Here is a 12,667-nt window from a genome sequence, read left to right as displayed (position 1 = left end):
CGCACCGCCGGCCCGGCCTAGGTTTCGTCCGGGTCCGGGTCCGGGTCCGGGTCCGGGTCCGGCTCTGGCTCCGGGTCGGTCGGGAGCCCGCCGCTCGGCCGGTCGTTGATGAACGGGTCGCGCTCGATCCATTTCTTCCCTTCCGCCGCGATGCCTTCCAAGATGTGCAGCGTGTGGGAGAAGCCGGCGGCGTCGCGACCCATCCTCGCCAGCGATCGGGCGTCCTTTTGGCCCGGTACCACCTTGTCGGCGGCCGCGGCCGGGTCGGTGACCCGGATGTTCCGCGATGGGCCGTTCATGAGGGTCAATTCGAGTGTGGAACTGAGGTCGTCAGCGGTGGCGACGTGGACGGAGGAGACCGCGTCGAACCGGTAGTTGTTGCGCTCCTGGCCATTGCGCTTGGCGTGCTCGAAGTCCATCTCCACGCTGACTTCGCGCACGCCTTCCTGGGTGATCAGGAAGATCCGGATGTCGTACTTCGAGTACCGCCAGGGACCGAACGGGTCACGTGCTCGCTTGTAGTTGCTGCCGGGGGCTTGCAGGAACGCGTGGGTGAGGACGTCGCGCCAGGCGAGCCGGTAGTGCCTCAGCGTCTCGTCGAGCACCATGGTCTTGTCCGCCGTCAGCCACTTCTCCATTTGGGTCTCGTTCGGCCGGGTCGCTTTCAGTTTCCCCACCCAGCGGTCGTACTCGGCCTGCCGGTCGCTCATCGTCTTGTCGTGGTCCAGCTCGCCCTCCTTGATCCGCCGGCGTTCGTGGAGGATGTGCGACCAGCCCGCGCCGGCGACCCAGGTGCCGACCACGGCCACGAAGGTCGCCGCCGCGTTGGGCAAGATCGCCACCCGCAAGGCTGCGGAAACGACATAAGCGGAAAGAGCCGCGAAAGCGATTCCGAACACCACGCAGAGGGCTTTCATCGCCGGTGTGACCCGGTACTGTTCACGGTATCGGTGCAGTGTTCCCTTGGCCCAGCGGGCGACCGCGTCCCTGGTCAGGTAGCGGATGAGCCAGTTGACGCGGCCGGCGGTGAACAGCTTGTCCCGGTAGAGGTCGACGACCTCGTCCCGCAGTGCGGCGCGGACGCCTTTCGTGTCGTTCAGCCACTTCTTCAGTTTCACGTCTTCGGGCCGGTACTTGATGAAGTAGCGGTTGAACGAGTCGTCCACGTCGTGGGCGAATATCGAGTCCAGTCCCGGGTCGGCGCCTCGCCTGCTGCGGTACCGGCGTTCTTCGGCCGAGAGCCGTTCTCGTCGGTAGCCCCAATCGAGGCTGTGCTTGGCCGCGGCGTAGGCCGCGGCGGTGGCGAGCAGGCAGGCGAAGATCGGCAGCGGACGCGCCGTCAGGACGATGGTCTTGACCAGGTCAGCGGTGGCGAAACCGCCGAGCAGGGTTCCGATCGCGGCGCGGGCCCGATCGGCCGCCGTGGTCGTGCTCGGGGCCGGCTTGCGAGCTCGCGGCGGAATGGGGTCGGGCTGGAAGTAGGCCCAGACGGATTCGTGCCGCCCGTCGGCGAACCGCGTTTTCTCGGCGTTTTGCCGGGTTTCCGCCCAGAAGTTGTCCCTCAGGCTGCCGGTCAGGACGAGGTCGAGGTGCCGCACGATCATCTCGCGGTGCTCGGCCGGCAACTTGGCCAGCTCCTTCAGCGCATGGCCCGGATCGCTGCCGGTCTTGCTGAAGTACTCGAGAAATTCGCACACGGCGTTCAGCGACTGCGTCCAGTCGTCGACCGGCAGGCTCGCGCAAGTGACCGGCATGGTGGCCAGCTGCTTGCGTTCGTCGGGGGTCAAGTCGCGGTAGGAGCGCTTGCTGAGCATGGCGAGCACCCAGTGGAACTCGACCTCGGCGCTGTCGTAGCCGCGTGCCTTCGCTTCCTGGATGAGCCGGCGTGCCTCGGACGGCACGCCGTCCCGGAGGTAGGCAAGGCCGACTCGGTACTTCTCTTCCGGCGAGGCGTCCTGGTGCAGTTGGTAGACAGTCGAGTTGTGGACTTCGTTGGCCTGGATGCCGACCTGCGACCGGGTAGCGGTGTTCTCCGTCTTCGATTTTTCATCGGTCACGACAATCCTTTCGCCGCCACTATGAGGGCCGCGATCTTCGCGGCGGGTCCGGCGAGATCCCCGAGAAGTCCGCCGAGTCGCTTGAGCGCCAGCACGAACTTCTGCTTGCCCTCACGAGTGGTGGCCACGAGTGCTTCGTCGGCGATGTCGAGCTCGCTGCGGGCCGCCTGGTAAGTGGCGTCGTCGAGCCGCCCGCGGGAGTGCTCCCGCGTGACATCGGCTCGCAGCGCGGCCAGCTCGGTGCCGAAGTCGGCCGGGCCGTCCCCGCGCGGGGCGATGTTCTGCTGGACGGTGCTGCCGGTGACGGTGTGGGCCTGGATCCCGACCTGACCGTTCGCGCGGTTCCGGACCGTGCCGCGGTCGTCCGGAGTGGTGTTGTCGTCCATCGCGATGAGCTCCTGTTCCTCGATCAGATCGCCGGCGAGCCGAACGGCGAACGCGGCCGCGTTCGCCGCCGCCGCGGGTTGCCACTTCCGGTCTGCCTCGGTGGTCTTGCTGCCGTCGGCGGGATCGCTGATCCCGCGCACGATCGCGATGGGTGCGCCGTTCAGGTGGCCGGCCTGTGCCACGCCCGCCGCTTCCATCTCGATCGCCAGAGCGTCGTTGAAGTGTTCGCGGATCCAGCGCCGTTCCGCGGACGAGCGTGAATTGTGGACGACCTCGCCCGCTGCGATGGCGCCGAAATGGACCTTGGTGCCGGGCGGGACGGCGCGGGCCCAGTGGCCCGTCCGCGCCACGTGCTGCGCGACCTGAATCACCCCGTGCGCGGTCTCCCAGGCTCGCGGGCGGGCTTTGAGCCCGTCGTCCTCGCTGGTGGCGCCGTGGTAGGCGTAGACGTGGGTCGCGACCACGACGTCGCCCAGCGGTGTGTCCCACAAGGCTCCCGCTACACCGGCGAAGATGAGCGCGACCGGTGAGAAGTGCTGTATCGCGCGTTCGGCGAGGACCGCGGCAGGCTGGGTCCCCTTGCCGGTGAGGCTGAGCGCGACCCGGTAGGAGGTACCCCGGATCGTCCCGACCTCGAACCGGGTGCCTCGGCTGTGCTTGAGCACTTTGGTGCCGGTCAGCCGCTCGCGGACGGCTTTGTACTCTTCGTTCAAGGCGGTGAGCACCACCACCAGGTCGTCGGTCATGCGTTCCCCTTCGTCGTGGTCGCCGCGATGGGCCGGACGAGTGGCGGGTAGAGCGTGGTCCGGTCGCCGGCCTTGAACAGACGCGCCGGCCGGCCCCGGCCGACCCGGCGTTCGGCGCCGACGGGCACGATGAAGTCGTTCACCGCCTGGACCTTCCGGTAGAAGTTCCGCAGATCGAGTTCCACGCCCCACACCGCTTCGTAGACCCGCTGCAGCTCGTTGATGGTGAAGGTGGTGGCGCAGAAAGCGGTGGCGAGAGCCGACGACTCGAGTTTCGAGCGTGCTCGTTCCAACCCGTCGTCGAGGATGTCCCGGTGGTCGAACGCGAGCTCGGCGCGTCCGGCGAGGATCTCGGTCACCGGTGTCCAGGAAGCTCGCGCGGCGTCGGTGCCCGCGAGCGGCTCCGGAAGACCTGGCGCGATGGCGAGGTAGGCGACGGAGACGACCCGCCCTCGGGGGTCGCGGTCCGGAGAGCCGTAGGCACCCAGCTGCTCCAGGTGCAGCTGCGACGCGTCGAGATCCGCCTCCTCGCGAAGCTCTCGGTGTGCGGCGGCGAGCACGTCTTCCCGGTCGTGTTCGAGAAAACCGCCCGGAAGAGCGAGCGAACCGCGGAAGGGACCGACTCCTCGCTCGATCAAGAGCACGTGGAGGGCCGAGTCGCGCAGTGTGAAGATCACCAGGTCGACGGCGAGCAGCACGGGCGGCGGAGTCCAATCTTCGTCTGCCATGCGCTCGACCGTAATTACTGTCATTTAGACAGTAAAGATGCGTTTGGCGTAACACTGCGTGGCAGCCCGAGTCGCGGGCTGCAAATATAGTTTCAACTTTGACTACCGTTGGGGCCCGCGTTAGGCTTCGCCCGTGCAGGACGTGACCGCCGCCGAGCTGGACTTCTGGTCCTTCGTGGCGCTGGCCAACCGGCGGCTGGCCGAGGAGTACGGCTTCCGGCACCAGCTGGCCACCGAGGTGCTGCTGACCCTCAACCGCGCCTCCGACCTGGTCACCTACGACCTCGAAGCCGCCGTGCACCGGCCGCGCGGGCGGTCGTGGTCGGCCTTCCGGCTGCTCTTCGTCGTCTGGCTGGCCGGCCCGCTGGAACCCAAGAGCGCCGCCCGGCTGACCGGGATGAGCCGGGCGGCCGTGTCGAACCTGGCCAAGGTGCTGGTCGCGGACGGCCTGCTCGACCGCACCCCGGACGAGCACGACGGCCGCTCGGTCCGGCTCTCGCTGACCGAGGCCGGGCGCGACGAGATGGTTTCCGTGTTCCAGGAGCACAACGAGCGCGAGTTCGGCTGGACGGACGCGCTCACCGAGACCGAGCAGCGCATCCTCGTGATGCTGCTGGGCAAGCTGATCACCAGCCGCGCCGGGTTCGACGCGCGCAGCCGCAGTTAGTAAACGTGTGAACTAAATCGGCCGAGGAGGCGACCAATGGGGTACTACCGCCGCACGCCGGAGGGCGAAGCCCGCGAGGGTTCCGGGATCGGCCGAGGGGCGATCAGCCTGCACCCGGCCGGGCACAGCCGCGCCCCGCAGCCCGGCGAAGGCGGGCCGGCGAGCGAAGCCCCCGGCTACGCGTGGACACGGGGGCCGTCGGCATGATCCCCGCGCTCTTCACCGGGTTGTGCGACGACGCCGCGGTGTTCCCGCCCGGCCTGGCGCCGCTGCCGGACGCCGTCGCCGCGCACGACCGGTACTCGGCGGCCTGGTACACCGACCTGGTCGGCCCGCTGGTGGTCGCCGCCCCGGCGCTCGGCGACCTGGCCGGCGTGCTCGGCACCCGCGAGACGCCGTTGCCGCTCGCGGTGACGCTGCCCGGCGGGCCCGCGCAGCTGCCCGGCGTGCTGGCCGCCGTGCCCCGGCTGCCCGTCGACCTGCAGGCCCTCGAAATCGCCGTGCCGGACGGCTTCGGCCCGGACGAGGTGCTCGACGCGGTGGCCGCCGCGACCGCGCCGGTGTACGTCGAGATCCCGCGCGACGACCGGCGCGGGCCGCTGCTGCGGGCGCTCGCGGGCACCGGCCACCGGGCGAAGTTCCGGACCGGCGGCGTCCGCGCCGAGCTCTATCCCGACGAAGCCGAGCTGGCCGCGGCGATCCGCGCCGCCGTCGACGCCGGCGTCCCGTTCAAGGCGACTGCCGGCCTGCACCACGCCCTGCGCAACACCGACCCGGAAACCGGCTTCGAGCAGCACGGTTTCCTCAACCTGCTGCTCGCGGCCGCCGACCCGGACCGCGCGGAAGCCCTCCTCGCCGAGCGCGACGGCCCGGCGGTCGCCGCGCTCGTGCGTGACCTGCCCGCCGGCGTCCGCGCGCGCTTCACGTCGTTCGGCACGTGCAGCATCACCGACCCCCTGACCGAACTGGCCGAGCTCGGCCTGCTGCCCCGAGGAGAGGCATGACCACGATCGAGATCCCGGCGGATTCCCCGTTCGGGACCGACAACCTCCCGTACGGCGTGTTCTCGACCGGCGGTGGCACCCCGCGCGTCGGCGTCCGCGTCGGCGACTCCGTGCTCGACCTGGCCCGCGCGCTCGGCGACGACGTGTTCGCGGCGCCGACGCTGAACCCGTTCATGGCGCAGGGGTACGACCGCTGGGTGGCGGTGCGTGCGCAGGTGACCGAGCTCGTGGCCGGCGAGGTCCCGGACGACGCCGTGCACGCGCTCGCCGACGTCACGCCGCACCTGCCGATCGAGGTCGCGGACTACGTCGACTTCTACGCGTCGGAACACCACGCGTCGAACGTCGGCCGCCTGTTCCGCCCGGACGCGGAACCGCTGCTGCCCAACTGGAAGCACCTCCCGGTCGGCTACCACGGCCGCGCCGGCACGGTCCTGGTCTCGGGCACGGACATCGTCCGCCCCAGCGGCCAGCGCAAAGCCGACCCGGCGCCGGTCTTCGGGCCCAGCACGCGGCTGGACATCGAAGCGGAGCTGGGTTTCGTGGTCGGCACGGGCACCCCGCTGAACACCCCGGTCAAGCCGGACGACTTCGCCCGCCACGTGTTCGGCGCGGTCCTGCTCAACGACTGGTCCGCCCGCGACATCCAGGCCTGGGAGTACGTCCCGCTGGGCCCGAACCTCGGCAAGAGCTTCGCGACGTCCATCTCGGCGTGGGTGGTCCCGCTCCTGGCACTGGAAGCGGCGCGCGTCCCGCTGCCCGGCCAGGACCCGGAGCCGCTGCCGTACCTGCGGGAAAGCCGCCCGTGGGGCCTCGACGTCGAGCTGGTCGTCGAGTGGAACGGCGAGGAGGTCAGCCGCCCGCCGTACCGCGAGATGTACTGGTCGCCGGCCCAGATGCTGGCCCACCTGACGGTGAACGGCGCGTCATCCCGGACCGGAGACCTGTACGGCTCGGGCACGATCTCCGGCCCGGAGAAGCACCAGCGCGGCGCGTTCCTGGAGCTGAGCTGGGGCGGAGCGGAGCCGCTGACGGTGAAGGGCGAGCAGCGTACGTTCCTGCAGGACGGCGACGAAGTGGTGATCACGGCAACGGCCCCGGGCGCGAGCGGCGGCCGCATCGCGTTCGGCGAAGTCCGCGGCCGCATCCTCCCGGCGGGGGAGTGAACGATCCGGTGCAGTGAGGTTTTAAGGCCGCCGGCCGGCGGAAGTGATTGAACCACCGGCCGACGGCAATCCCCGGTAAACGTCTCTGCTCGTGCGGTCGCATGTGCTTCCGGGTGCCCGGGAAACTGGACAGATCGGTGTCCACTTGCCATTTTGTGGACAACGGCGATCGACGCGCAAACTCACGCCGATGTGGTGAGATGTCGAACCAGTGCGGTCCAGATTTTGCGGTCGAGATGCAGCTCGCCCGAGTGTGGTGTTTTCGAGTCGCGGACGCGGACGATCTCCCCGTCGAGCGCGACTTCCACGCACTTCGGGTCGTGTGTGGGGCTGCACCGGGAACTGCGGCGCCAGGCAATGCCCGGCTGTTCGGTCTCGGCGTTGCGTCGTCCGGTCATCAGGCCCTCCCGACCCAAGATCGGCCGAGCGATCGTCTCGGCCGATGGACGTGCTTCGGAAGCATCACATGCTACTCCCGTTACGGGAGGAATTTGCTTCGCTGAACCACTGATTGGGCCGAACTGATGAACTGGCGGCGCATCCGCGCTATTCGGTCACCAACGTTCGCGTATTCGTTCAATTGCCGAGTTGAGATCGTCTGCGGGCGAGGAGTACGCCGGGCCGGCGAGCACGTCGAAGGCGTCGAGGTAGCGGGCGACCTCGTTCGGATCCGTTCTCGCCAGGACCAGGTAGCCCGGCTGGTCCAGGTATGCCACCGGATCCTGGTCAGGTAGCTCGAAGAGGGTGAAGGACGACTGCATCCCGTCGGTCACGCCACGATCGAAGGCGGTCACCTGGATGGACACGTTCGGGAGTTCGTTCAGTTCGAGCAGGAAGCTGAGTTGCTCGCGCATGGTGTCAGCCGAGCCGACCGTCCGGCTGATCGATGCCTCGTCGAGGATGAAGCGCGCCACCAGGGGTTGCTCCTCGGTGAGAAGTCGCCGCCGCTGGGTGCGCATGACGACGGAACGTTCGATCGCCTCGTCGGTCGAGTGGAACGCCGCGCCGAGCGCCCGGATGTACTCGGTGGTCTGGAGGATTCCGGGCACGACGAAAGCCTGGTACTCCGACATCGAGATGGCCGATGCCTCGACCGCGATGAAGTCGATCAGCTCCGGACTGTGGTGCGGACGGTAGTCGTCCCACCACGCCTTCTCGCGGGAGGCCCTCGCCGCGGCGGACAACGAGTCGACAACTGCCTGGTCGGTCACCCCGTAGAGCCGCAAGAGCGCACCGAGATCGGTGATCGAGATGCCGACCGCGCCGCCCTCGATGCGGATCACTTTGGAAAGGGACCACTCGAGGCGGGTCGACACCTCCTTCTGGGTCAGCCCGGCTGAGCCCCGCAGCCTGCGGAGCTCAGCCAGCAGCCGTCGTCGTTCGGCCACCGGGTTCCGGCCCCCGAGCATGAGTACCCCGTCTTCTCACTGGTGTAGGGCGGAGTCGGCCTGTTAGCTTTACGCTCATGAGCGCTCCGCTGGTGGTACAACTGCCAGGTGGCAGTCTGACTTAGGTCTTAAGTACTACCATCTGCTACCGGCAGTAGCAACTGGCGAGACGGCATCGCACGATCGGGGCAAGACGAGTGGGTGGTCGGCAAGGTCGCGGCCCTGATCGGCACACGCTGAAGTCAAGCTCTTCGGCGGTCGTGGTCGTTCGGACTCACACCGAGTTCGATCGGATGCGGGTGATCTTGGAGGTGCTCCATCCGAACCCGCCCGACGTCAAGTTCGTCGTCGAGCCCGGGTCCGAGTTCGCGGATGACCTTGGGCCTTCGATCGTGGAGCAGGGCTACAAGCTGCTGAGCTGGCGGGAAGCGACGAGTACCCGGTTCGACGTGGTCTTGGCTGCGCACGCGACCCAGGCGCTCGGTGAGTTCCGAGGACCGGTCTTCTGCCTGCCGCACGGCGCCGGTTACAACCGCCTCGTTCCCGAGTCGACCGGTTCACCCGACTTCGCGACGGGAACTGTCGACAGCCAGCTCAAGGCCGAGTCCGGGTCGGTCATCCCCGCGGCCTTCGGTTGCTCGCACCCCGAACAGCTGGAGCGTCTGCGGAAGAGCTGTCCGGAGGCAGTCGACCGGGCGGTAGTCATCGGTGACCCGGTGTACGACCAGATCTGTGCGTCGAGGCGGCGGCGCCCGGAGTATCGGGACCGCTTCGAGGTAGGACCGGACCAGAAGCTCGTGGTGGTCATCTCGACGTGGGGGAAACACGGAACCGTGGGGTGCGAGGCGAACCTGCCGATGCGCCTGCTCGCCCAGCTGCCCGCAGACGAGTACCGAGTGCTGTTGATCATGCATCCCAACATATGGGCAGGCCATTCGGTCGCGCAGATTCGGTCGGAACTGCGAAACGAGCTCGACAGCGGCCTGGTCGTGATCCCGCCTCGCACGCCCTGGGCGGCGGGGTTGATCGCTGCCGACATCGTGCTCGGCGATCATTCGTCGCTTTCCATGTACGCGGCGGCGATCGGCTGCCGGTTCTTGCTGGCCGCCGATGGGCGGCCGGAACTCGTCCCGGGGTCCCCGCTGGCGAACCTCTGTGCGGAGGCGACTCGGCTGGACGTCCACGGTGATCTCCGGGCGCAGATCGAGGATCACCTACAAGCGCCGCGACAACGCTCAGCCAAGGAGATCGCGGATACGATCTTCGCGGAGCAGGGCCAATCCTGGGCCCGAACCCGTAGTGTCGTCCGGAAGCTCGTCGGCCGCGAAGACCTCTCCGAGCCGCCGAGGATGACCGCGGTGGGCGACCCCGAACCGGACTCCGGTCGTCGGGTGACGTCCTGGCAGGTCTCGGTGACGATGGACGGCCGGACGGGTACCGTTCGCCTCGAACGGTACCCCCTCATCGCGCGTGAACAATTTCCCGAGCTGGAACGTCTCTCGCAGGTTTCCGACGATGCCGAAGTGGACCAGCGGACTCGCGAGAACAGCGAAGCCCTCGTGCGGACCCAGCCTTGTGGCAAATCGGAGGGTGAAGAGTGGCTGGTCGAGGTGCTGAACCCCACGGTGGGTGGTGACGCAGGGCGCCTGGTCCACTCCGAAGCGCGGAACATCGGCGTGGCTGCCTACCGTCACGCGACCGGGTGTGTAGTGCAGTGGTGCGACGGCCTGCGCGTCGAAACCGACGCGGTCGATGCCTTCGCCGCGGCTGTCGTGCTACACGAGATGTACACGAGTGGCGAGACGCTGGAGTCGCCGGGACGCGTCAGGTACAGCGCGCGGCCAGGAGAGTTCGCAGAGTTTTCGCACGGCGGTGCGACCATGCCCTCCTGACGGATCACGACGACTCGTCCTCGAGCAGACTCCTCGCGACGTTGACCAATGGGCTGCCAGTTGTTTCGTACAGTTCGACCAGCCGGCGGGCAGTGTCGAACAACAACACTCGGTCGTTTTCCTGCTTGGCTATCCTTACGAGGATCTCCAGCGCTTGCGCTTCCTTGACCGGTAGTTTGCTTTTCCGGGTGGATCGGATCGCTGGGCTGAGGACCATGCGTGCGTCGTTGAAGCGACACAGATGTTCGTATGCGCTTCCGAGTGCTATCCGGACTTTGGCGGCGCACATGTCATCTTTGATGCGCTCGGCATCGGCCATCGCTTCGGTGAGAGTGCGCAGTCCATCGGCGGTCCGTCCTGATCGGACCAGCATGTCCCCCAGTTGATACGTTTGGATGACGACGCCGCGTTCGCTGCCCAGCTGCTCGTTCAGTTCGCGTGCTCGGCGGAGGTTTTCTTCCGACTCCGCGTATCGATGCAGGGCGCCGAAGAGCAGCCCGCGTGATTCGTGCACAACCGCAAGGGATCGGATGTCGTCCTTGGCGACGGAGACCGCCGCCGTCAGCTGTTCGTCCGCCGACTGGAAATCACGGAGTTCGATGTACGCTCGGGCTAGTTGGTTTCGGATCCGGGCCTCGGCCGGACCATTCTCGGAGCGGTGCGCCGCCTGCGTGCCGAGCTGGTGCGTCTCGATCCAGTCCGAGTACACCTTCATGTTGTAGTAATACGCCCACAACGACTCGCACAACGACCACACCGTGGTGAAACTCTCTTGTCGCCAAGCCTCGTGTACAGCGCCCAGCAGGTTCGCTTGCTCGCCCAGGAACCAAGCCATCGCCGATTGCTTGTCGAATTCCGGATCGGATGCGTGTCGAGTGTAATTGCCGACCCGCCAACGACCATCGCCCATGACGGCCCGATCCGCCGCGGCCGCGGCTATCGCATACCACTCCACCATCCTCAGTCGGGCCGAATTGCGCGCATTGACAGGTTCGTCCTGCTCGGCCCTGGTCCGTGCGTGGATATGGACCAGATCGTGGAACCGGTAGTGGTCGTCGCCCGATTCCTCCAGCAGGTTTGCCGTCAGGAGTGAGTCGAGCGCCCCGTCCGCGTCGGACACGGTCATGCCGGCTGTTGCCGAGGCGACTTCGAGAGAGAACCGTGTGCTGGGTAACAGGCCCAGTAACCGGTACATCCGTTGCGCAGCAGCTGGTAGCGCGCAATAGGCGGCGTCGAACATCGATCGGACTCCGTCCTCGCCGTCGAAGGACAACCTGTCGAGCCGTTGCCGGTCGCCGGTCAAGTAGCGAACAAGTCGTGGTATGGACCACTGCTTGTGCACGGCCAGCTGTGCGCCGGCGATGCACAACGCGAGAGGGAGGCCGCCGCACAACTCGGCGAGATCGCCCACGGCGTCCTGGTCTCGACCGTGCGCCTCCGGGAGCATCCGGCTGATCAAGAGCTTGCTGTCGGATACGTTAAGCGGTGCCACATCGACGAATTCGGCACCTTCGGTGATGAGTCCGCCCAGTCTCCGCCGGCTCGTCACCAAGACAACACTCTCGGCGGACCCCGGGATCAGCGGCCGGACCTGTGCGGCCTGGTCGGCGTTTTCCAGAACCACAAGGAGTCGTTGGACGAGGGTGCGTGACCTGAAGAGGGCAGCGCGTTCAGGAAAGGACGAGGGTACGTAATCTTCGCGGACGCCGAGAGCTCTCAGGAAGCAGCCCAGTACTTCCGACAGCTCGACACCTCCAGGGCGCCGGTAGTCGGCGAGGTCGACGTACAGCTGTCCCTCGGTGAAGCGTTCGACGTGGCGATGAGCCCACTCCAGGACGGCGGCTGTCTTTCCGACGCCGCCCAGGCCGCTCAGTACGATGACCCTGGCGCGACTGTCCCTGGTGGTCCGGACCTTGTCCGAGATGACGGACAGCTCGGTCGACCGGTTCACGAAACCGTGAGGGCGAGGTGGTAGCTGGTTGGGGACATTGTCGTGCGGGCAAGGCCTCGCTGGGCGTCGTTTGCCGCCGATGGTGCGAGAGTTGATCGGTACCATGGTGCCTGCCGGCTCCATCTCAGCGCTCATTCGCTCGCTCCCCGCCGAGTGACTCCACGCTATGCCACGATCTGCAGCTTCTCACCATACCCTGCTCCGGAAGTCGCCCTCCAGCCTTGATCGAATTTACAGCAGCGTAACCGACGTCCTGCTGAGGAAAGACGTGACTTCGGTGGCTTGTTGCTCTGCGGATTTCCGGCTGTGGATTGACGTACGCGACAAATCGCCGTGGTGCGTACTTCTCGCCGTCGATCACGCTGTGTGTCCCGTCAAGTGAGGGAGTACCCCTACTGGCTTCACCCGCGGCACACGTCGGAGCGATGGTTCGACACGCGGTGGTTGGTGAAGGTTCCACCTTCCACGATCGAGTGCACGTGCATAAGCTTGGGCATGGTCCTGTGCATCGAACTGCTGAATGGCGGCCGGATCGACGGCAGAGTGGCCTGAACTCGCCACCGTGCCCAGACCTCGGCCGATCGGGTGCTACCGATTTCAGCACTTCGAGCGACACCTTATCCGTCCCCTCGACAGAACAGTTGACCTATTCCGGTGGCGTCGGCGGGTCCACCTGATGGA

At 67.2% G+C, this 12,667-nt stretch carries 11 protein-coding genes; 5 read left to right on the top strand and 6 right to left on the bottom strand.

Annotated elements, in window-relative coordinates; genetic code table 11:
• Positions 1 to 17: 17 nt before the first annotated feature.
• From AB5J73_RS01355 to AB5J73_RS01345, 3 genes are read right to left on the bottom strand one after another with little or no spacing between them, the layout of a single operon-like run.
• Positions 18 to 2,057 (bottom strand): hypothetical protein, encoded by a 2,040-nt coding sequence (locus AB5J73_RS01355; protein WP_370967262.1) that lies wholly within the window; start codon positions 2,055 to 2,057, stop codon positions 18 to 20.
• Positions 2,054 to 3,190 (bottom strand): purine phosphorylase, encoded by a 1,137-nt coding sequence (locus AB5J73_RS01350; RefSeq protein WP_370967260.1) that lies wholly within the window; start codon positions 3,188 to 3,190, stop codon positions 2,054 to 2,056. The genes AB5J73_RS01355 and AB5J73_RS01350 overlap by 4 nt, the downstream gene beginning before the upstream one ends.
• Positions 3,187 to 3,918: an NUDIX domain-containing protein gene (locus AB5J73_RS01345; RefSeq protein ID WP_370967258.1), complete on the bottom strand. Its 732-nt coding sequence runs from the start codon at positions 3,916 to 3,918 to the stop codon at positions 3,187 to 3,189. Before AB5J73_RS01345 ends, AB5J73_RS01350 begins: the two co-directional genes overlap by 4 nt.
• 133 nt (positions 3,919 to 4,051) lie before the next feature.
• On the opposite strand from AB5J73_RS01345, the gene AB5J73_RS01340 reads away from it, so the two are divergent.
• Genes AB5J73_RS01340 through fahA form a run of 4 tightly spaced genes read left to right on the top strand, consistent with a single transcriptional unit; the run spans position 4,052 to position 6,755 of the window.
• On the top strand, positions 4,052 to 4,585 hold the full coding sequence (locus AB5J73_RS01340; RefSeq protein WP_370967256.1) for a MarR family winged helix-turn-helix transcriptional regulator: 534 nt from the start codon (positions 4,052 to 4,054) through the stop codon (positions 4,583 to 4,585).
• Between the two features lie 36 nt (positions 4,586 to 4,621).
• Positions 4,622 to 4,792 (top strand): hypothetical protein, encoded by a 171-nt coding sequence (locus tag AB5J73_RS01335; protein WP_370967254.1) that lies wholly within the window; start codon positions 4,622 to 4,624, stop codon positions 4,790 to 4,792.
• Positions 4,789 to 5,589: a hypothetical protein gene (locus tag AB5J73_RS01330; RefSeq protein ID WP_370967252.1), complete on the top strand. Its 801-nt coding sequence runs from the start codon at positions 4,789 to 4,791 to the stop codon at positions 5,587 to 5,589. The genes AB5J73_RS01335 and AB5J73_RS01330 overlap by 4 nt, the downstream gene beginning before the upstream one ends.
• Positions 5,586 to 6,755 carry a fumarylacetoacetase gene (gene fahA, locus AB5J73_RS01325; protein ID WP_370967250.1) on the top strand — a complete coding sequence of 390 codons (1,170 nt, stop codon included), beginning with the start codon at positions 5,586 to 5,588 and terminating at the stop codon, positions 6,753 to 6,755. Before AB5J73_RS01330 ends, fahA begins: the two co-directional genes overlap by 4 nt.
• A gap of 182 nt (positions 6,756 to 6,937) precedes the next feature.
• On the opposite strand, the gene AB5J73_RS01320 is transcribed toward fahA, so the two are convergent.
• Complete coding sequence (locus tag AB5J73_RS01320; RefSeq protein WP_370967248.1) at positions 6,938 to 7,153, bottom strand: DUF397 domain-containing protein; 216 nt, start codon at positions 7,151 to 7,153, stop codon at positions 6,938 to 6,940.
• A 156-nt stretch (positions 7,154 to 7,309) separates the two neighbouring features.
• On the bottom strand, positions 7,310 to 8,164 hold the full coding sequence (locus AB5J73_RS01315) for a helix-turn-helix domain-containing protein (protein ID WP_370967246.1): 855 nt from the start codon (positions 8,162 to 8,164) through the stop codon (positions 7,310 to 7,312).
• A 272-nt stretch (positions 8,165 to 8,436) separates the two neighbouring features.
• On the opposite strand from AB5J73_RS01315, the gene AB5J73_RS01310 reads away from it, so the two are divergent.
• On the top strand, positions 8,437 to 10,035 hold the full coding sequence (locus AB5J73_RS01310; protein WP_370967244.1) for a hypothetical protein: 1,599 nt from the start codon (positions 8,437 to 8,439) through the stop codon (positions 10,033 to 10,035).
• A 4-nt stretch (positions 10,036 to 10,039) separates the two neighbouring features.
• On the opposite strand, the gene AB5J73_RS01305 is transcribed toward AB5J73_RS01310, so the two are convergent.
• Positions 10,040 to 12,121, bottom strand: coding sequence for a hypothetical protein (locus AB5J73_RS01305; RefSeq protein ID WP_370967242.1), 2,082 nt, complete (start codon positions 12,119 to 12,121; stop codon positions 10,040 to 10,042).
• Positions 12,122 to 12,667 lie beyond the last annotated feature (546 nt).

Origin of the sequence: Amycolatopsis sp. cg9, from assembly GCF_041346945.1 — a bacterium.
Lineage (GTDB): Bacteria > Actinomycetota > Actinomycetes > Mycobacteriales > Pseudonocardiaceae > Amycolatopsis.
Note: the sequence above shows the minus strand (reverse complement) of the source record. Positions and strands in the feature narration are given on the sequence as shown.

Bases quoted from the DNA above. Each gene is read 5' to 3' on its own strand.
- AB5J73_RS01350 (WP_370967260.1), bottom strand. From the start codon at position 3,190: ATGACCGACGACCTGGTGGTGGTGCTCACCGCCTTGAACGAAGAGTAC.
- AB5J73_RS01345 (WP_370967258.1), bottom strand. From the start codon at position 3,918: ATGGCAGACGAAGATTGGACTCCGCCGCCCGTGCTGCTCGCCGTCGAC.
- AB5J73_RS01335 (WP_370967254.1), top strand. From the start codon at position 4,622: ATGGGGTACTACCGCCGCACGCCGGAGGGCGAAGCCCGCGAGGGTTCC.
- AB5J73_RS01330 (WP_370967252.1), top strand. From the start codon at position 4,789: ATGATCCCCGCGCTCTTCACCGGGTTGTGCGACGACGCCGCGGTGTTC.
- fahA (WP_370967250.1), top strand. From the start codon at position 5,586: ATGACCACGATCGAGATCCCGGCGGATTCCCCGTTCGGGACCGACAAC.
- AB5J73_RS01320 (WP_370967248.1), bottom strand. From the start codon at position 7,153: ATGACCGGACGACGCAACGCCGAGACCGAACAGCCGGGCATTGCCTGG.
- AB5J73_RS01315 (WP_370967246.1), bottom strand. From the start codon at position 8,164: ATGCTCGGGGGCCGGAACCCGGTGGCCGAACGACGACGGCTGCTGGCT.
- AB5J73_RS01310 (WP_370967244.1), top strand. From the start codon at position 8,437: ATGCGGGTGATCTTGGAGGTGCTCCATCCGAACCCGCCCGACGTCAAG.
- AB5J73_RS01305 (WP_370967242.1), bottom strand. From the start codon at position 12,121: ATGAGCGCTGAGATGGAGCCGGCAGGCACCATGGTACCGATCAACTCT.